This window comes from Terriglobus sp. RCC_193, from assembly GCF_041355105.1.
Lineage (GTDB): Bacteria > Acidobacteriota > Terriglobia > Terriglobales > Acidobacteriaceae > Terriglobus.
On the sequence record NZ_JBFUPK010000001.1, the window covers coordinates 1,132,721 to 1,151,433 of the forward strand.

Genomic DNA, 18,713 nt, shown 5'->3' on the forward strand with positions numbered 1-18,713 from the left:
CGCCTCGCGAGGAACATCCACATCCTAGCGCTCCAGATGCGATAGCGTGAAGAGGTGAGCGACATCACTGCACAGCTTCATCGCGAACTCTGGACATCGTGGGCTTCCCTGCTGCGTTCTTACTCTGCCGTGCACTCGCTGGGACGCGAACTTCACGCCGTTGTTGAAGTCTCTGATGCGACCATTCTGGTCCGCTATGGATTGCGATGGATGCAGTTCACGCATGACGAATATCGCACCAGCGAAGGCGAATCGAAGCCCTTCAAACTCACGGAAAATGGGCGTGCCATCGTTGGTGACCACGAAGATGAGATGGACCTGTTCGCAGAGCGCCTTGCATCGGCGATAATTACCGTGTGAGCACCGTAACCGACAGCATCTTCTCGCCGGCCACGGCCGCGCGCTTCGACAAACTTGTTACGCTGTACCCCGTCAAGCGCTCGGCTCTTGTTCCCATGCTGCTTTATGCGCAGGACGAGGTCGGCTATGTCTCCGACGCCGTCGTGGCTGAGATTGCCCAGCGTCTCGACCTTCTCGAGTTGGACGTTCGCGGCGTGCTGTCGTACTACTCCATGCTCCGCACCAAACCCGCGGGCAAGTTCAACGTACAGGTCTGCACCAACATCTCCTGCATGCTCGTCGGCGGTTACGACATTCTCGATCATTGCAAGGCAAAACTCGGTATCGGCCACAAGGAAGTCACCGCGGACGGTCTCTTCTCGCTTGAAGAAGTCGAATGCATCGGCGCATGTTGCTGGGCTCCCGCCATGCAGGTCAACTACGACTTCCACGAAAACCTCACGCCCGCAAAAGTCGACGTCATCCTCGAAGATTACGCAGCAGGCCGCGGAAAGGACGTGAAGTAACATGCCCGTTCTCGTCTCACATCCCGATGAAGTCAAAGTCCTCTCCCGCCGCTTCGGCGCAGGCGCGGCAGACATCGACAAGTACCTCGAACTCGATGGCTACAAGGCCGTACAGAAAGCCATTGAGAGCGGCCCGGAATGGGTCATCAACGAGATGAAGGCCAGCGGCCTTCGCGGTCGTGGTGGCGCAGGCTTCCCCACCGGCCTCAAGTGGTCGTTCGTCCCCAAGGTCAGCGACAAGCCGAAATACGTTCTCGTGAACGGCGACGAATCCGAACCCGGCACCTGCAAAGATCACGTCATCTTCCTGCACGACCCACACGCCGTCATCGAAGGCACCATGATCGCGGGCCTCGCCATCGGTGCAAAGACGGGCTTTATCTATCTGCGTGGTGAGTATCGCTACCTGCTCAAGATCGTCGAAAAGGCCGTTGCCGACGCATATGCCAAGGGCTTCCTCGGCAAGAACATCTTCGGCAAGGAAGGCGTGGATTTCGACATCGTCACGCAGTCCGGTGCTGGCGCATATGAGGTTGGTGAAGAGTCGGCGCTGATGGAATCGCTGGAAGGCAAGCGCGGCGTTCCGCGCATCAAGCCACCGTTCCCCGCTGTCGTGGGCCTCTACGGTGGTCCCACCGTTATCAATAACGCAGAGACGATCGCCTCCGCACCGCACATCCTGCTGATGGGTGGCGAGGCATACGCCAAGCTCGGTTCCGAGCGCAACGGCGGCACCCGCCTCTTCGGCATCAGCGGCATGGTGGAGCGTCCCGGCGTGTACGAGCTGCCCATGGGCTACAACCTGAAGAAGGCCATCTACGACGTTGCAGGCGGCGTCAAGGGCGGACGCAAGCTGAAGGCCGTCGTCCCCGGCGGATCATCCTGCCCAGTCCTTCTGCCCGATGAAATCGACGTGGGCCTCGACTTTGACCAGATGGGCAAAGCCGGCACCATGCTCGGCTCTGGCGGCATCGTTGTTCTTGACGAAACGGTCTCCATCGTGGAGTTTGCCCTGCGAACCATCAAGTTCTACCAGCATGAATCCTGCGGCTGGTGCATTCCCTGCCGCGAAGGCACGGACTGGCTCAAGAAGACCCTCACACGCTTCTACAACGGAGCGGGCAACGTGAAGGACATTAACAACATTCAGTACCTCGCCGAAAACATGATGGGCCGCACCTTCTGCCCACTCGGCGATGCAGCAGCGATGCCCACGCTCGGCTTCATTAAGAAGTTCCGCGGCGAGTTTGAAGAGTATCTGAAGGGCCATCGCACCGAAAAGGCCTTCATCACCACCGATGAACTCATCGGCGCTTCGCACTAACGATCGTGAAATTTCGTGAACTGAGGAAATTGGTCGAACAGGACGGATGGTTCCATGACAGTCAAAAAGGCAGTCATGCACACTACGAACATCCGACAAAGAAGGGCAAAGTTACCATTGCCGGCCACCCCAACGACGACGTCCCTCCGGGACTCTTAAACGCGATTCTGAAACAGACAGGGTTGAAATGAGAGAAAAGTATCTCGTCATCTTTGAAAAGGGACCTACAAGTTTCGGCGCGATGTCGCCGGAGATTCCCGGGTGCTTTGCGGTTGGTCAGAACCTTGAAGAAGCCAAGGAACGTTTCATTGGCGCAGCAGAGGCTCATCTGCGCTGGCTCGCTGAATCGGGCGATCCTGTCCCTCATCCCGGCATCACCAGCATTGATGTTCCTACGGATGAACCGGCGGATGAGTCTGTCTATATCCTGGAACGCATCGCTCTCTCTTTACCGACACCGGCTCACGCCACCGCAGCATAAGGAAGCAGAATGCCAGACGTAACCTTTACCGTAGACGGCCAGCAGCTAACCGCACCCGCGGGCACGCTGCTCATCGACGCCTGCAAGGCCGCGGGCATCCAGATCCCGGCCTTCTGCTACTACCCCGGCCTGTCGCTCCAGGCGGCCTGCCGCATGTGCGTTGTCCGCATTGAAAAAATGCCCAAGCTGCAGACGGCCTGCACCACGCCCGTCGCTGAAGGCATGATCGTTGCGACCGAGACACCGGAGATTGCGCAGGCCCGCAAGGCCACGCTGGAACTCCTCCTCGGCAACCACCCGCTCGACTGTCCCGTCTGCGACGCAGGCGGCCAGTGCGAACTGCAGGACATGACCTTTAAGTACGGCGCGGCAGAGTCCTTCTACACCGAACCGAAGAACCACCGCGAAGAACAGAAATGGTCGCCCACGGTCTACTTTGACCGTCCGCGTTGCATCCTCTGCTACCGCTGCGTCCGTATGTGCGGCGAAGGCATGGACGTTTACGCTCTCGGTATCCAGAACCGCGGCTCCTCCGCCGTCATCGCGCCGAACATCCCCGCATCGCAAACCGAAGACGGCCTTGCCAAGCTCGACTGCGAAGAGTGCGGCATGTGCATTGACGTTTGCCCGGTCGGCGCGCTCACCAGCGACACCTATCGCTACAAGACGCGCCCGTGGGAGATGAACCACGTCGCCACCATCTGCACGCACTGCGGCGATGGCTGCAAGACCACGCTCGGCGTGCGCTCCACCACCGACGGCAGCGAGATCATGCGCGGTGACAACCGTGACAAGTCCGGCCTGAACGGCGACTTCCTCTGCAACAAGGGCCGCTACGGCTTCGACTTTGCCAACTCGCCCCAGCGCATCACCGAACCGATGCTCCGTCAGCCCAACGGCGAGTTCAAGACCGTCACCTGGGACGAAGCACTCGCCTTCACCGGCAAGCGCCTTCGCGAAATCCGCGACGCTGGCAAGCAGACCGCCGTCATCGGCGGCAACCGCCTCACGAACGAAGAGGCCTACCTGCTGCAGAAGTTCGCACGCACGGTCCTCGGCACCAACAACATCGATCACCACCGCACGGCCGACTACGTCACGCTGGCCGCAGCCCTCGCAGGCCATCGCGATCGCTTCGCCTCGCAGCATGACAATGAGAAGGCTCCGGCGATCCTCCTTGTCGGCGGCGACCCCACCAACGAGGCTCCGCTGACCGCATGGAATCTGCGTACCAACGTGCGCCTGAACAACGCCAAGCTGTTCATCGTAAATCACCGCACTATTAAGCTCCGTCGCCAGGCGAAGAACTTCGCTCAGATCGACGAACTCGGCTACGGCGCAGCCATCGACGCGCTGGTAAATGGCACAGGCGACAATGCGCTCAACACCCTGCGCGATGCCGTGAAGGCAGAGCAGTCGCTCGTCATTCTCATCGGCGACGAACTGCGCGGCGAAGCCCTCAAGCGCCTCATCGACTTCGGCCTGTCGTTGCCCAACACGAAGTTCGCGCTCCTCGGCGACTACGTGAATGCACACGGCGCCGCAGACATGGGCCTGCTGCCCGACATGTTGCCCGGCTACCAGCCAGTCAATGGCCAGCACGGCTTCGCAGCCGAGTACGGCGAGCGCTTCAATGCAACGCCCGGCCTCGACCTCGTCGGCATCTTCGATGCGGCCAACGCAGGCAATCTCGGCGCGCTGTACATCGTCAACGCAAACCCGGTCAGCCGCTACTCTATCGGAGAGTCCTATCTCGCAAACACCTTCACGGTTGTCCACGAGATGTTCCTCACGGAAACCGCCAAGCTCGCAGACGTCATCCTGCCTTGCGCCAACCTATACGAGAAATCCGGTTCCGTCACCAACAGCTACGGCGACCTGCAACTCGTACAGAAGGCCAGCGACCGCGCCGGTGTCCGCACCGACCTGGAATTGATCGTCCGCGTGGCCGATGCTATGGGCGCAAACATCCGCGAGCTGGTTCCCTTCGGCAAGAAGTCCACCGGACTCCGCGCCGACCTGGGCCAGACCCGAGGCGCACAAGCCGGCGAGGCCGACCGTCACGCCGTATGGCTCACCAGCAACAACCTTGAGCCGAAGCTCTCGCCGTTCGATCCTTTCGCGGTGCTCGATGAAATCCAGCGCCTCGTCCCGGGTTACGATCTGCTCCGTCTGCAGCTTCTCAGCGGCAACGACCAGCACCTGTCGCCCGCAGCTCCGGCAGACCTCATCCAGATCGCACCGGCGCGCCGCGACCTCGTCCTGCCCGCCGACGATACGCTCTTCACCTCCGGCACGCTGGGCCGCTACTCGCCCAAGCTGACCGAACTGGCTGACAAGTACGCAGTAGAACCCGCCGGCATCCCGGCTGACTGATAAGGACATAAGACAGCCGCGATGCATCTGACAGACACGCAAATCTTCATCCTGCTCACGATCCTCAAAATCGTGGTGGTCCTCGTCATCACGCTCACCTCGGTGGCGTACACGGTTCTGCTCGAACGCAAGCTGATCGGACTCATCCAGAACCGCTGGGGACCCAGCCGCGTTGGCCCTTTCGGCCTCTTCCAGCCACTGGCCGACGGCATCAAGCTCTTCCTCAAGGAAGACCTTATGCCCTTCGCGGTGGAGCGTCCGCTCTTCGTACTCGCCCCGATCATCGCGCTCGGCTGCGCACTGGTTTCCATCGCCGTCGTTCCCTTCGGCAACATGTTCGTCTACCACGGCGTGGACCTCTTCCAGATCTCCGACATCAACATCGGCCTTCTGGTCGTCCTCGGTATCACCTCCATCGGCGTTTACGGCATCGCGCTCTCCGGCTGGTCGTCGAACAACAAGTATTCGCTGCTCGGCTCCCTGCGCGCCTCTGCCCAGGTCATCAGCTACGAACTTGCACTCGGCCTCTCACTCGTCGGCGTCGTCCTGCGCTCCGGTTCACTCCGCCTGCGCGACATCGTGGACACCCAGGCCACGCATGGCCTGCTGAGCTGGAACATCTGGCCGCAGCTTCTTGGCTTCTTCGTGTACCTGATGGCGGCCTACGCGGAAACCAACCGCGCTCCGTTCGATCTTCCGGAAGCGGAATCGGAGCTCGTCGCCGGATATCACACCGAGTATTCGTCCATGAAGTTCGCCATGTTCTTCATGGCGGAATACGCGAACATGATTACGGTGTCCTGCGTGGCCACGCTCCTCTTCTTCGGTGGCGCATCTTCCCCGCTTGGACACCTCCTGCCGGACAACTTCGGCGGCCCGATCCTTTCGCACCTCTTCCCGGTGCTCTGGTTCGTCTTCAAGGTCTTCTGCTTCCTGTTCCTTTACATCTGGGTGCGCTCCACATTGCCGCGCTTCCGTTACGACCAACTCATGAGCTTCGGCTGGAAGTGGCTGCTGCCGCTCTCCATGCTCAACATCGTAGGCACCGCGCTCGTCCTGGCTTTCAAGGGGTAACCACCATTGCGTAAGACAAGCCATCGCCGCTGCAATCGACTCACAACAGTCGCCACTGCAGCGGCGATGCTGCTTTGCGGATCTCTATCCGCACAGCAAACCGAACGCGAACCCATCCGCCAGTACATCGCCAAAACCTGGGACACACTCACCCGCTCCACCACCGACTGCAACTCCCTCATCGACCCCAAGGTCACCACCGAGCCAATCCTCTACCTACCCGCCGACATCCCCGAACCCGCTGACATAGCGAAGCTCAAACGGAACTGCAGGGTCGACGTCCGTCGTCTCCCGCGAGCGATCCACTCCGAAGGCGACGTGCGCCCGGAAGAACTCAAGGCCCCCGGCCTCCTCTACCTGCCGCATCCCTATGTGGTTCCCGGTGGTCGCTTCAACGAGCAATACGGTTGGGATAGCTACTTCATCATCCTCGGCCTCATCAGCGACGGCCGCCTCGAACTCGCTCGCGGCATCGTCGACAACTTCCTCTTTGAAATCGAGCACTACGGCGCGCTCCTGAACGCCAACCGCACCTACTACCTCACACGTTCGCAGCCACCATTACTTGGCGAAATGATCCGCGAAGTAGATGCTGCATCTCCAAAGAGCCCCGAGGAAAAAGCGTGGCTGCAGCACGCCTACATCGCCGCCAAACGCGACTACGCCCTCTGGCGCACTACCGAACACAAAGCCGGTGACACCGGCCTCGCGCGCTACTTCGACATTGGCGAAGGCCCCGTCATCGAAATGGCCGACGACAGCACCTACTACCCCGACGCCATCCGCTGGATGCTTGCCCACCCCACCGAAGGCAAGCGGTACCTCGTACCAGCCTCCGCGCCCGACAAGGCAAGCTGCAACAAGGCTGAGAGCAAGGTCTGTGCCGCAGCCCAGGTCAAAGGCATGCGCCTGTCCCGCGACTTTTATAAAGGCGACCGCGCCATGCGTGAGAGCGGTTTTGACACCAGCTTCCGCTTCGGCGCTTTCAGCGGATCAACCCACCACTTCGCGCCCGTCTGTCTGAATAGCCTGCTCTACCGCTACGAAACCGATATGGCGACGTTCGCCACTGAACTGGGTCGCAAAGAAGAGTCCAATACCTGGACGCAGTACGCAGAAGCCCGCAAAATTGCAATCAACAAATATCTCTGGGATCAGAAGCAGGGTGGCTTCTACGACTACGACTTCATCGCGGCAAAGCGGTCAACCTACACCTATGCCTCTGCGTTCTATCCGTTGTGGGCAGGCATAGCAACGCCACAGCAACAGACCGCAACCATCACCACGATCATGCCGAAGCTAATGGAATCCCACGGTCTTGCCATGAGCGACCAGCCCACAGGGATACAGTGGGATCTTCCCTATATGTGGGCGCCAACTGTCTACTTTGCCGCCATCGGCTTACAAACCACCGGCCATACCGCCGCAGCCAACGGAATCGCAGAACACTACCTGCAAACCGTCGAAGCAAACTACAACCGCGAAGGAACCATTCGCGAAAAATACAACGCCGAAACCGGCACCACCGACACGCCTCTCGCAGCCGGTTATCGCAGCAACAACGCAGGCTTTGGCTGGACCAACGGCGTTTATCTCCGCCTGCTGCCCTTTGAATCTCCTGAGGTGCGCCCCAAACAATAACTCCGTCGTTCCCGTCGTTTACAATCAACAGGAACGGATACCCGCAAACAGCCTCAAAACCGCTTCTTGCAACAGACGAAGGACTTGCCGGAACGATGCAACTCGCGCTTTTCATCATCTTCGCGGTGCTCTGTGTGGCCGGTGCGCTGAATTTTTTATTTCAGCGTCACCCCATCAACTCCGCACTCTCGCTCATCGTCGTCATGATGTCGCTCGCCGTCATCTATTGGACGCTGGGCGCGGAATTTCTCGCCGCCGCTCAGGTCATCGTCTACTCCGGCGCCATCATGGTGCTGTTCACCTTCGTCATCATGCTTTTGAATGCAGGTGAAGAAGATCGGACACGGGGCTCAAAGGCTGCCTACTTCGCCGGCATTCCCGGAGCCATCGGCGTCATCGCGCTGCTGGGCTATACCTTCTTTCATGAGAAGGACATCCTGGGTTCGGTGAATCTCGGTGGCCATCTGAACAACGGCGTGAACAACATGGTGGAGATCAGCAAGACGCTGTTCACTGACCTGCTGCTACCCTTCGAAGTCACCTCGATCCTGATCCTCGTTGCCATCCTTGGCGCGGTGGTTCTCGCACGGAAGGAGCACTAAACACATGGTGCCCATCTACGCCTACCTGGTTCTTGCCGCGGTGCTCTTCACCATCGGCATTGCTTCGTTCCTTATTAAGCGCAACATCATCACCGTCTTCATGTCGATCGAGCTCATGCTCAACGCTGTGAACCTGACGTTTGTTGCGTTCTCGCACGTGCATCACTCCGTGCATGGACAGATCTTCGTCTTCTTCGTCATGGTGGTTGCCGCCGCAGAAGCTGCCGTGGGTCTTGCCATCATCATCGCCATCTTCCGTACCCGCCAGACGCTGGACGTGGACCGCATCAACCTGCTCAAGAACTAAGCGGAGACGAGATACATACCGATGCCCGCACATCTGCTCTGGCTATTCCCGCTGCTTCCCTTCACCGGCTTCCTGCTGAACGGCACCATCGGCCGTAGGCTCCCCAAAGCCGGTGTCGCAGCTATCGCACTTTTGTTCACCGCCATCCCGGCCCTGCTGTGGGTGTGGCTCTGGTTCTTCATGCGTTCGCATGACGTTCTTCAGATCACCGCAGCTTCCCGGCCTTGGATTGAGACCGCCGCATTCAGCGTGCGCTTCGCCCTCACGGTCGACCACCTCACGCTCATCATGCTGGGTGTCGTCACCTGCGTCGGCTTCCTCATCCACATCTACTCCACCGGCTACATGGCAGACGACGAGGGTTACTGGCGTTTCTTCGCCTACCTGAACCTCTTCATGTTCTTCATGTTGACGCTGGTTCTGGCAGAGAGCTTCCTGTTGCTCTTCGTCGGTTGGGAAGGCGTGGGACTCGCTTCATACCTGCTCATCGGCTTCTATTGGAAGAAGCCTTCGGCTAACAATGCAGGACGCAAGGCATTTGTCGTCAACCGCGTCGGCGACTTCGGCTTTCTCCTTGCAATGTTCCTGCTCATCAACCACTTCGGTACGCTGAGCTTCACGCAGGTCTTCGCCGCCATCCAGCACCACCCGGAACTGCACGGCGGGTTCCTCACCGCCATCGCTCTGCTGCTGATCGTCGGTGCAGCCGGTAAGTCCGCGCAGATTCCTCTCTACGTCTGGCTGCCGGACGCCATGGAAGGCCCCACACCGGTCTCCGCACTCATCCACGCAGCAACCATGGTCACGGCAGGCGTCTATCTCGTCGCCCGTTCGCACGTGTTGTTTGACCGTTCGCCCTTCGCGCTCGGCGTAGTCGCCATCATTGGTGCGGCAACGGCTCTCTTCGCCGCCACCATCGGCGCAGTGCAGCACGACATCAAGCGTGTCCTTGCTTACTCCACCATCTCGCAGCTTGGCTACATGTTCCTCGGCTGCGGTGTTGCGGCGTATGGCGCGGCGGTCTTCCATCTCATGACGCACGCCTTCTTCAAGGCACTGCTCTTCCTCGCTGCAGGTTCGGTCATCCACGCACTCTCCGGCGAGCAGGACATGCGCGTCATGGGCGGCCTGCGCAAGCGCATCCCGGTCACGTTCTGGACCATGACGATGGGCGTCATCGCCATCGCAGGCATCTGGCCCTTCGCCGGCTTCTTCTCCAAGGACGAGATCCTGTGGCAGACCTTCTCCCACACGGAGAACCCGCTGCACTACCTGCTGTGGGCCGTCGGCCTCATCACCGCAGGTCTGACCTCGTTCTACATGTTCCGTCTCTGGTTCAAGACCTTCTTCGGCACCGAGCGCTTTGACGAGCACGCCCTCGGCGCGGCTCACGGCCACGCTGCACACGCCGGTGAAGAGGAACACGACGAAGGCCAATCCGCACACGGCCACCACGGCGTCCATGAATCTCCGTGGGTCATGCTCGGACCTCTGGCCATCCTCGCCGTCCTGTCCATCATCGGTGGATGGGTTGGCGTTCCCGCCGCGCAGTGGGGCCACGATGAAATCGGCGCGTTCCTTGCCCCTGTTTTCGCACCGGCCATGGAAGGCGCACACGCCGCAGCCGAAGAGACTGCATCGCACGGCATGGAACTCGGCCTTGCCGCTGTTTCCCTGCTGACCGCAATCGCAGGCTTCCTCGCCGCATACTTCTTCTATTACAAGAAGCCCGGTACGCTCGGCGCGAAGGCAACGAACAACCCGCTCTACAAACTCGTATCGAACAAGTATTACGTGGACGAGATCTACCACTACGCCATCGTCACGCCGATTCTCGTCTTCTCGCGCCTCATCCTTGGTGCGCTGATCGACGGCGGCCTCGTCAGTGGCAGCGGCGCTCTCGCTGCCTTCCTCACCCGCCAGGCAGGCAACGGCACACGCCGCATGCAGTCCGGCAACATTCGTTCCTACGCCGGATGGCTCGCGGCAGGAGCCGCAGCCGTCATCCTGCTGATGACCTACACCGCATTGACTGAGCACGCCACCAAAGCGGCGTTGCACCTCAAGTAAGGAGACGCGCGAGGACCTATGACACTCAACGACCTCATCCTGACGCTGATTCTCCTCACGCCGCTGGCCGGAGTTGCAATCCTTGCACTTCTGCCGCAGCGCGGTAAATCGCACCAATGGGTAGCGCTCATTATCACGCTGCTCACCTTTGTCTTCACGCTGCACCTGCCCACGTACTTCCATCAGGCGCAGTCTGTAATTGCCCCGGGCAGCCGCGTTCTCAACTTCGCCTTCGAATTCGACCGCATCTGGATTCCCTCGCCGGTCATTCACTACCACGTCGGCGTGGACGGTCTTTCCATGTGGCTGATCGTCCTCAGCGGTTTACTTGCACCGCTCGGCGTGCTTGCCTCCTGGAACAGCATCACCCACCGCCAGAAGCTTTTTTACTCGCTGTTCCTGCTGCAGCAGGTCGCCATCTTCGGCGTCTTCATGTCGCTGGACCTCTTCCTGTTCTATGCATTCTTTGAACTGGCGCTGGTCCCCATGACGCTGCTGATCGCCATCTATGGCCGCAGCAATAACCGCCAGAAGGCCGCGATGAAGTACTTCCTGTACAACTTCATCCCCTCGGCCATCCTTCTCGTGGGTGTCATCTGGATCTACGCCAAGACCGGCACTTTCCAGATTCCACACCTGATCACGCTTGCCGCAAATCACGGCATCAACGGCTCATCAGCAGCCCTGTGGTTGGCTTCCCTGGCCTTCCTGGTCGCCTTTGCGGTCAAGATTCCGGTCTTCCCGCTGCACGGCTGGCTCTCTGACGCCGTCAGCGAAGCGCCCACCGCCGCCGTCATGATCCTCGCCGGTAAGGTAGGCCTCTACTCCGTGCTGCGCTTCTCCTTCGGTATCTTTCCGGAACAGTCGCACCGCATCGCTCCGCTGATGATCGCTCTCGGCGCCATCGGCATCGTCTACGGTGCCTGCGTCGCTCTCATCCAGGACGACCTGAAGCGCCTCGCCGCCTTCTCCACCCTCGGCCACCTGTCGTTCATTACGTTGGGCATCTTCACCTTCACCGTGAACGGCCTTGACGGCGGCATGTACCAGATCCTGAATCACGGCATCTCCGGCGGCGCACTCTTCCTGCTGATGGGCTTCCTGTACGAGCGGTACGGCACCTACGACATGCGCGAACTCGGCGGCATCGCCGGCAAGCTCCCGTGGATGGTCACGCTCTTCGTCATCACGGCGCTATCCAACGTCGGTCTGCCCATGCTGAACAGCTTCGTCGGTGAATTCCTCATCCTCTCCGGCACCGCAGGCAACACGTTGACCGCATGTCCGTGGCTCTGGACCACCATCGCCACCACCGGCGTCATCTTCGCCGCGGCATACCTGCTCACCATGATCCAGCGCGTCTTCTACGCAAACCTCGGGTCCACTACCGCGGAAAAGCCCGGCTGGGACATCACGCCGCGCGAACACCTCGCACTGTGGCCGCTGGTCGCGCTGTTCCTCTTCATGGGCCTCTCTTCGCCCACCTTCACCCGTTCGCTTGATCCGCTCGGCGTCCACTACTCCGGCTACACACCCGCTCCCGCGGACTCCACTCGCAAAGTGGAAGCCGAGACCTACTCGCAGAGCCTCCCCGCCAACACCACTGCCGTTGCTTCGGCCATTCGCACAGGAGACGCACGCTAAGATGCTCGAATCGCTCTCCAACAACGTCCTGGCCCTTCTGCCGGAGTATGTCCTCACCCTCTTCGGCGTGATCATCATGCTGGTGGAGCCTCTGCTGCCTGCTGGCAAGTCCCGCCGCTCGCTCGGCTGGTTCGCCGTACTCGGCACACTTATCACCACCGGCATCACGCTCTGGCAGCTCCACCTGGGCATCATGAATGCCTTCAGCGACTCCATCCGCGTGGACGCTTATTCGGTCTTCTTCCAGGTCATCATCTGCTTCGTGGTCGTGCTCTCTCTGCTGTCCTCGCTGGACTTCCTCGATGGCAACAACAGCCATGCGGGCGAATACTACGCACTTACCTGCTTCGCCTCCGTCGGCATGATGCTCATGTGCTGCTCCACAGAGCTGCTCATGGTCTTCATCGGTCTGGAGATTTCGTCCATCTCGACCTACATCATGGCGGGCTACCGCAAGACGGAAGCCACTGCGACCGAAAGCTCGCTGAAGTACTTCCTACTCGGTTCCTTCGCCACGGCGTTCTTCCTGTACGGCATTGCGCTGACCTTCGGTGCCACCGGCTCCACCAACATCAACACGGTCGCCACGGTCATTACCAACACCAACACCCCCATGCTGGCCATCGTCGCCGTTGCCATGATCATCATCGGCATCGGCTTCAAGGTCTCCGCAGCGCCCTTCCACGTCTGGACCCCGGACGTTTATCAGGGAGCACCGCCACCGGTCGTTGGCATGATGTCCACCGCGCCCAAGGCCGCAGCCTTCGCCGTCCTGCTGCGCATCCTCTTCTCGGGCTACGCCATCTTCCAGCCACGCTGGGCCATCCTCATGGCCGTCATCGCGACGCTGTCCATGTGCATCGGCAATCTCGGCGCCCTGCTGCAGCGCGACGTCAAGCGTATGCTGGCATACTCCTCGATTGCACATGCCGGATATCTCATCTGCGCGTTCACGGCGCTGCCCACCGACGGCATTGCAGCGGCCGCGCTGTACTCCGCTGCCTACGCCGCCATGAACGTCGGTGCCTTCACCGTCATCACGCTCATCTCCGGCTATAAGGAAACCGTCCGCACCGGCGAAGACTACACCGGCATGGCGCTCCGCCACCCCGTTCTCGGTGCGGCTCTCAGCTTCTTCCTGCTGTCCATGATCGGTATTCCCTTCACCGGCGGCTTCTTCGCCAAGTTCTACGTGTTCACCGGCGTCCTGCACGCGGGCCACGTGAATCTCGCCATCATTGGTCTCGCCAACTCCGGCGTCGCCTGCTACTACTACCTGCGCCTGATCATCCGCCTGTACAGCACGCCGCAGCCCAACGAACCCACCTCCGGCAGCTTCACCTCCGCAGGCCGCCCGGCAACGCTGTTCACGCACGAAGACGGTCGCCGCCTCCCCGGCTACATCGCACTGGCTGCCGCCGTCATCGCCACCCTGGCGCTCGGCGTATGGCCCGGACGTTTCGTCGCCACCGCACGCACTGCAGCCATTGCAACAGCACCCGCGGGAGACGCCACACAGAACACCGTGAACGATCCCGCTGCCCTGCGCTAAACAACACGGACATATCGACCAGATGGGGTGCTTCGGCGCCCCATCTTCATTTTGTAATCCAGATATGAGAACGACTGATCGCGCTACGGCACAGAACCAGCCGTTGATCGGCTCAGCCCATATCGGATAAGCGGGTCTGACGAATAATGTTTAATTGTGCGAGATGTTCATCGCAAGGAGAAACCGGTGCGCTCGGTGACAAGACCCATGCTCATCGTCCTTCTCATGGTTTTCTCGTTTTCCGTCACCGTGCCCGCCCAATCAAACACGACGTCGCAGCTTCCACCGATGCCTTCCAATGCAGTTCCATCGTTCGATGTCGCCGTCATTAAGCCAAGCGATACTTCCGCTCCGCATGGCACCGGTATTCGAAACAATGGACGCCATATCGTCGCATTCAATTTTCCTATCGGCGAACTAATCGCCTTTTCGTATGGCCTGCACCAGAAGCAGATCGTTAGTGGCACATCGTCGATTCTTGACATGCCTTTTGACCTGGATGGTGTGCCCGACATCATAGGCCGTCCCAATCTGGCGCAGTCGCGGCTGATGTTTCAGAAGCTGCTCGTCTCTCGTTTCAAGTTCGCGTTCCACTACGAGTCTCGTGAACTTTCGGCCTATGCCATCCAAATTGCCAAAGGTGGTCCAAAACTCACACGAAGCACACGCAAAGCCGGCGATAGCACAGGGTTTTCTTACAACTGCCAGATCGTTCTCACCGTTCGAAATGCTTCCCTTGCAGACGTTGCCAAAGGCATGCAAGAGGCATTTCTGGACAAGCCCGTGGTCGATCAAACTGGTTTGCAGGATCGATACGATTTCGATCTCAAATGGCTACCCGATGAATCGCAGAGCTACTGTCCCGTGGATGTAACGCACTCTCATTCTGAGAGTGACTCGCCGCCGGGTCTTTACACCGCGATGCAAGAGCAGATCGGACTGAAGCTCGTTCCGACCAAGACTTCGGTTCAAGTCATGGTCATTGATCACATCGAAACGCCGTCCGAAAACTAAGCGCCTTTATGGGGCCGGCTTCCATTCGAAAGTCCGCTGAGCTGGAGCGAACAATTTAAAGGCCGACTGACGGATAACGGTTCGACGCGAATGAGACGAGACACGACTCCCAGAACATCAGGAGCCGCGTCCCGTCTCAAATTGCAACAAACCTACTCCATCCGAAGCGCCTCCATCGGTTCCACATTTGCCGCCTTTGCCGCGGGCACCGCACTCGCCACCAGCGCACTCACGATCATCACGCCACACGCCATCAGCAATGCGTTCACGTTGATCCCCTTCACCTCATACAGCTGCGATTGCAGAAAATGCCCAGCCAGCAGCGCCAGCGGAATCCCCACAGCGACACCAATCGCCGTCTGAATCGCCGCACCCCGCAGAATCAGCCGAACCACATTGCTGCGATCCGCACCCAGTGCCATCCGCACACCAATCTCCGGAATCCGACGCTCCACACCATACGCTGTCACGCCATACAGCCCAATCGAAGCCAATAACAGCGCCAGCGTCCCAAAGATCGTCGTCAACCGCACTACCAGCTTCTGCTGCGTGAAGTAGTTACTCACCTGGTCGTCATACGTTGTCAGCCTTGTCACCGCGATATCGGGATTGATCTGGCCCACGATCCGCCGTATCGTCGCTGTCGCGATCGAAGGATCGCCGTCGTAACGCGCAATCAGGTTCGTCGCAAAGTGTTTGTACTGCTCGCCCTTCACTGCCTGCTCCAGCACCGCCGCCGGAGCGTTGATATTGCTGTAGTCCGACGTCTGGCTCATCGGCGTGAAGAACATCGGTCGCGTCTCCCTCGAAGGATTGCCGTACTTCGAATCGTCCACCACGCCCACAATCTGAAACTCACCGCTCATTCTGCGGTCTTGGCCGAACCGTTTGCCAATCGGATATCCACCCTTCAGAACCTTCTTCACAAACTGCTGGTTCACCACAGCCACATGCGTGCTGGTGGGGGAATCATGTTCCGTAAATGTCCTGCCCAGCATCAGCTTTTGCCCCACGGCATCGAAGAAGTGAGGACTCACCGCGGTATAACTCACATTCAACTTGTCATCAGGATTGCCGCCTTCCACCGCAACATTCGTACCCCAGTTGTTGAATGCCATCGGTCCATAGGTCGCGTAAGAAACATCATGCAAACCCGGAAGCCCTGCGAACGCCTGATCGACCTGCCGATACAGCCCATCGAGTTGTTCGTACTTGTATCCCGCCGCCGCCAGGTCGATAAAGGCAATCACTCTGCCCTTGGTTTCAAAGCGGAAGTTCTGAGACTCCAGCTTGTTCAGGCTCATGATCAGCAGACCGGCTGTGCTCAACAGAGCCACAGACAACGCAGCCTGCAATATGACCAACGTTTTCTGCATGCCGCCGCTATGTCCGGTAGTACGATTCGCACCACGCAGCGCCTCCGCGGGATTTGTACGTGAAGCAATCAGCGCCGGCGCAATTCCAAACAGCACACCCGTCACCGTCGATAGCACCAGCGCAAATCCCAGTACCGGCAGAGAAGGTGAAGCACTCACAGGAACTATCTCTGCGCCACGCATGGCCAGCGCCAGGATGCCTTTCACACCCACATACGCCACCACCAGGCCCAGCGCTCCGCCTGTCACTGCCAGCAGGACAGACTCCACCAGCATCTCGCGGATTAGCCGACTCCGGCTCGCGCCCAGCGCGGATCGCACACTCAACTCCTGACGCCGTGCCACACCGCGCACCAGCATCAGGTTCGCCAGGTTCGCGCACGCAATCAGCAGAACAAAGCCCGCAATCATCTGCAGCATCGTCAGGCTCTTCTGATAGTCGTCGCGCAGGTCGTTGATGCCACCACTCGCGGGTGCCAGTTCCGTGGTCTGCTTCCGTATCTGTTCCACCGTATCGCGCGACTGAGGATCGCGATTCGCCAGCAGCCACTGCACCAGCGTCCCTCTCATCGCATTCTGAATCTGTGGCACTTTCGATGCGTCCGGAACACGCATCAGCAAATCCATCCAGTGCGAAGCTGGCTGCTTCGAAAGGTTGCGAACCGAAAACAGAGGTTCCTGTGTCACCGGGATCCATACACCCACCGGATCAGCGGAATTACGGTCGCCCATAAATCCGTCTGCCGTGATGCCGACCACGGTGATTGGATGCCCCGTCAGAATCAGCGTCTGTCCCACGAGGCTGGGATCGCCGTGAAACTTCGTCTGCCACACCGGATAGCTCAACACCGCAACCGGCGCCGCTCCTTCGTGATCATCATCGGGATGAATCAGGCGCCCCGCGTACGGATGCACACGCAACACGTCAAAATAATTCCCGGAAATCATCCGGACTTCTACCGGCTGCGTGGCTGTCTCGTTCGCACGATGCGCTGAAACCGTAATCGACCCGGCCTGTACTGCCGCCATATCCTGCGCATTCGGCACATGGTCGCGGAAGGTGCGATACAGATCGTAGGAGAAGATGCGCCAGTCATCCTGCAGGCCACCATCCACGCAGCACTCAATCTCTTTCCCCACCTTGTAAATCTGTTCCGGATGTTCCACCGGCATGGAACGAAGAATGACCTGATAGATCAGCGTGAAGATGGCCGTAGTAGCGCCGATGCCCAATGCCAGCGTAAGCAAAGCGGTCGCTGCAAATCCCGGCGAACGCCGCAATCTTCTGATTCCATAACGCACATCATCTGCAAAAGCAGCCATTCATCACTCTCCCGTTCGAGTGTTGCTACGTAAACTTACGCCACCTGGTGCGACGCCAAATTACGCCACACATTTTCTCTACTCAGTGTTTCCGGAGGTAACTGTATATCGGCACAAGCCATATCTTTAGCATTCAGCAAGGATTAAGGTTCATTTAGGCAATCTGGATTCCGTGATTGCAAAAGCATTCGTCTCCCCTTCTTTTCGAGAAAAGGAAATTACCCCTGCCTTCCTTGCCCTAACCCTGCTTCTTACTTTTTCGGCCACGGCCCACGGACAAGCCAGCACGGCAATCCCAGACGCGCCTTCCTACTCTGCAGCGCAGTTACCACAGCACGGGCAAACGCCCGAACATATCCCCCTCGAAGACCAGCCCCACCCTGAGGTCACCCTCCTTGGTCTCCCGAAAAGCATGGCTTCCGACGCCGTCCATATCTTCATCTCCCCCGCATACCTGCGCCCCCGCGACCTGACATGGCTGCTCCCGCTTGCAGGCGCCTCCGGCGCAGCCTTCGCCACTGACACGCATACCATGCGCGATGTGGTCAGCCGCAACCCAGGCTTCAATCAAACCGCCACCAATGTATCCGACGGTCTGCTGTACACCTCCATCGCCACACCTATAGGCATGTACGCATGGGGCAGGATCAAAAGCGACGAGCGCTCCCGCGAAACAGGCATCCTCGGCTCACAGGCTTTGGTGGAGGCGTATGCCGTGGGTGAACTCGTCAAGGTTGCCACCTTCCGTGAACGCCCAAACGTCGACAACGCAAGAGGCGACTTCTTCTCCTCCACCTCCAAACTGGATTCGTCCTTCGTCTCCGGTCACAGCCTCATCGCATGGTCCTCCGCTGCCGTCATCGCAGGCGAATACCACAATCCCTGGGCACAACTTGGTGTTTACACAGCAGCAACCGGCGTCAGTCTCACCCGCGTGCTGGGCCAGCAACACTTCCCATCCGACGTTCTGATTGGTTCCAGTGTGGGTTGGCTGATCGGCCATTACGTCTATCGCGCTCACCACCATGTTCCTCGCACAAAGTAACCGTCCTCCAAAACAGAA

General features: G+C 59.4%; 16 protein-coding genes. 15 read left to right on the top strand and 1 reads right to left on the bottom strand.

Features of this window, described 5'->3' with window-relative positions; genetic code table 11:
- Window positions 1-54 precede the first annotated feature (54 nt).
- The 14 genes from AB6729_RS04740 (at window position 55) to AB6729_RS04805 (ending at window position 14,951) form a co-directional block, all read left to right on the top strand.
- Window positions 55-360, top strand: coding sequence for a transcriptional regulator (locus AB6729_RS04740; RefSeq protein WP_371080415.1), 306 nt, complete (start codon window positions 55-57; stop codon window positions 358-360).
- Window positions 357-866, top strand: a complete 510-nt coding sequence (gene nuoE / locus AB6729_RS04745) for an NADH-quinone oxidoreductase subunit NuoE (protein WP_371080416.1) — start codon at window positions 357-359, stop codon at window positions 864-866. The genes AB6729_RS04740 and nuoE overlap by 4 nt, the downstream gene beginning before the upstream one ends.
- A 1-nt stretch (window position 867) precedes the next feature.
- Window positions 868-2,190 carry an NADH-quinone oxidoreductase subunit NuoF gene (nuoF, locus tag AB6729_RS04750; RefSeq protein WP_371080417.1) on the top strand — a complete coding sequence of 441 codons (1,323 nt, stop codon included), beginning with the start codon at window positions 868-870 and terminating at the stop codon, window positions 2,188-2,190.
- A 5-nt stretch (window positions 2,191-2,195) separates the two neighbouring features.
- Window positions 2,196-2,381, top strand: coding sequence for a type II toxin-antitoxin system HicA family toxin (locus AB6729_RS04755; RefSeq protein WP_371080418.1), 186 nt, complete (start codon window positions 2,196-2,198; stop codon window positions 2,379-2,381).
- A complete protein-coding gene (locus tag AB6729_RS04760; RefSeq protein ID WP_371080419.1) occupies window positions 2,378-2,671 on the top strand; it encodes a type II toxin-antitoxin system HicB family antitoxin in 294 nt (97 codons plus the stop codon). Before AB6729_RS04755 ends, AB6729_RS04760 begins: the two co-directional genes overlap by 4 nt.
- Before the next feature lie 9 nt (window positions 2,672-2,680).
- A complete protein-coding gene (locus AB6729_RS04765) occupies window positions 2,681-5,047 on the top strand; it encodes a molybdopterin-dependent oxidoreductase (RefSeq protein ID WP_371080420.1) in 2,367 nt (788 codons plus the stop codon).
- Between the two features lie 21 nt (window positions 5,048-5,068).
- Entirely contained in the window at window positions 5,069-6,121 is a 1,053-nt protein-coding gene (gene nuoH, locus AB6729_RS04770) for an NADH-quinone oxidoreductase subunit NuoH (RefSeq protein ID WP_371080421.1), read from the top strand.
- A 6-nt stretch (window positions 6,122-6,127) separates the two neighbouring features.
- Window positions 6,128-7,762: a trehalase family glycosidase gene (locus tag AB6729_RS04775; RefSeq protein ID WP_371080422.1), complete on the top strand. Its 1,635-nt coding sequence runs from the start codon at window positions 6,128-6,130 to the stop codon at window positions 7,760-7,762.
- 95 nt (window positions 7,763-7,857) lie between these two features.
- Entirely contained in the window at window positions 7,858-8,364 is a 507-nt protein-coding gene (locus AB6729_RS04780) for an NADH-quinone oxidoreductase subunit J (RefSeq protein WP_371080423.1), read from the top strand.
- Between the two features lie 4 nt (window positions 8,365-8,368).
- The gene (gene nuoK, locus AB6729_RS04785; protein WP_371080424.1) at window positions 8,369-8,671 is read left to right on the top strand and encodes an NADH-quinone oxidoreductase subunit NuoK; all 303 of its coding nucleotides are present in this window, start codon (window positions 8,369-8,371) and stop codon (window positions 8,669-8,671) included.
- Between the two features lie 21 nt (window positions 8,672-8,692).
- Window positions 8,693-10,741 (top strand): NADH-quinone oxidoreductase subunit L, encoded by a 2,049-nt coding sequence (nuoL, locus tag AB6729_RS04790; protein WP_371080425.1) that lies wholly within the window; start codon window positions 8,693-8,695, stop codon window positions 10,739-10,741.
- 18 nt (window positions 10,742-10,759) lie between these two features.
- Complete coding sequence (locus AB6729_RS04795) at window positions 10,760-12,385, top strand: NuoM family protein (RefSeq protein WP_371080426.1); 1,626 nt, start codon at window positions 10,760-10,762, stop codon at window positions 12,383-12,385.
- Window position 12,386: 1 nt separating this feature from the next.
- Window positions 12,387-13,937 carry an NADH-quinone oxidoreductase subunit N gene (locus AB6729_RS04800; RefSeq protein ID WP_371080427.1) on the top strand — a complete coding sequence of 517 codons (1,551 nt, stop codon included), beginning with the start codon at window positions 12,387-12,389 and terminating at the stop codon, window positions 13,935-13,937.
- Window positions 13,938-14,123: 186 nt separating this feature from the next.
- Window positions 14,124-14,951, top strand: a complete 828-nt coding sequence (locus AB6729_RS04805; RefSeq protein ID WP_371080428.1) for a TIGR03435 family protein — start codon at window positions 14,124-14,126, stop codon at window positions 14,949-14,951.
- Window positions 14,952-15,103: 152 nt separating this feature from the next.
- Here AB6729_RS04805 and AB6729_RS04810 read toward each other — a convergent pair whose 3' ends face one another.
- Complete coding sequence (locus AB6729_RS04810; protein ID WP_371080429.1) at window positions 15,104-17,650, bottom strand: ABC transporter permease; 2,547 nt, start codon at window positions 17,648-17,650, stop codon at window positions 15,104-15,106.
- A gap of 412 nt (window positions 17,651-18,062) precedes the next feature.
- Here AB6729_RS04810 and AB6729_RS04815 point away from each other — a divergent pair, with 412 nt between their 5' ends.
- The gene (locus AB6729_RS04815) at window positions 18,063-18,695 is read left to right on the top strand and encodes a phosphatase PAP2 family protein (protein WP_371080430.1); all 633 of its coding nucleotides are present in this window, start codon (window positions 18,063-18,065) and stop codon (window positions 18,693-18,695) included.
- Window positions 18,696-18,713 lie beyond the last annotated feature (18 nt).

Bases quoted from the DNA above. Each gene is read 5' to 3' on its own strand.
- nuoL (WP_371080425.1), top strand. From the start codon at position 8,693: ATGCCCGCACATCTGCTCTGGCTATTCCCGCTGCTTCCCTTCACCGGC.
- AB6729_RS04815 (WP_371080430.1), top strand. From the start codon at position 18,063: ATGGCTTCCGACGCCGTCCATATCTTCATCTCCCCCGCATACCTGCGC.
- AB6729_RS04810 (WP_371080429.1), bottom strand. From the start codon at position 17,650: ATGGCTGCTTTTGCAGATGATGTGCGTTATGGAATCAGAAGATTGCGG.
- AB6729_RS04765 (WP_371080420.1), top strand. From the start codon at position 2,681: ATGCCAGACGTAACCTTTACCGTAGACGGCCAGCAGCTAACCGCACCC.
- nuoH (WP_371080421.1), top strand. From the start codon at position 5,069: ATGCATCTGACAGACACGCAAATCTTCATCCTGCTCACGATCCTCAAA.
- AB6729_RS04760 (WP_371080419.1), top strand. From the start codon at position 2,378: ATGAGAGAAAAGTATCTCGTCATCTTTGAAAAGGGACCTACAAGTTTC.
- AB6729_RS04800 (WP_371080427.1), top strand. From the start codon at position 12,387: ATGCTCGAATCGCTCTCCAACAACGTCCTGGCCCTTCTGCCGGAGTAT.
- nuoF (WP_371080417.1), top strand. From the start codon at position 868: ATGCCCGTTCTCGTCTCACATCCCGATGAAGTCAAAGTCCTCTCCCGC.
- AB6729_RS04780 (WP_371080423.1), top strand. From the start codon at position 7,858: ATGCAACTCGCGCTTTTCATCATCTTCGCGGTGCTCTGTGTGGCCGGT.
- nuoK (WP_371080424.1), top strand. From the start codon at position 8,369: ATGGTGCCCATCTACGCCTACCTGGTTCTTGCCGCGGTGCTCTTCACC.
- AB6729_RS04795 (WP_371080426.1), top strand. From the start codon at position 10,760: ATGACACTCAACGACCTCATCCTGACGCTGATTCTCCTCACGCCGCTG.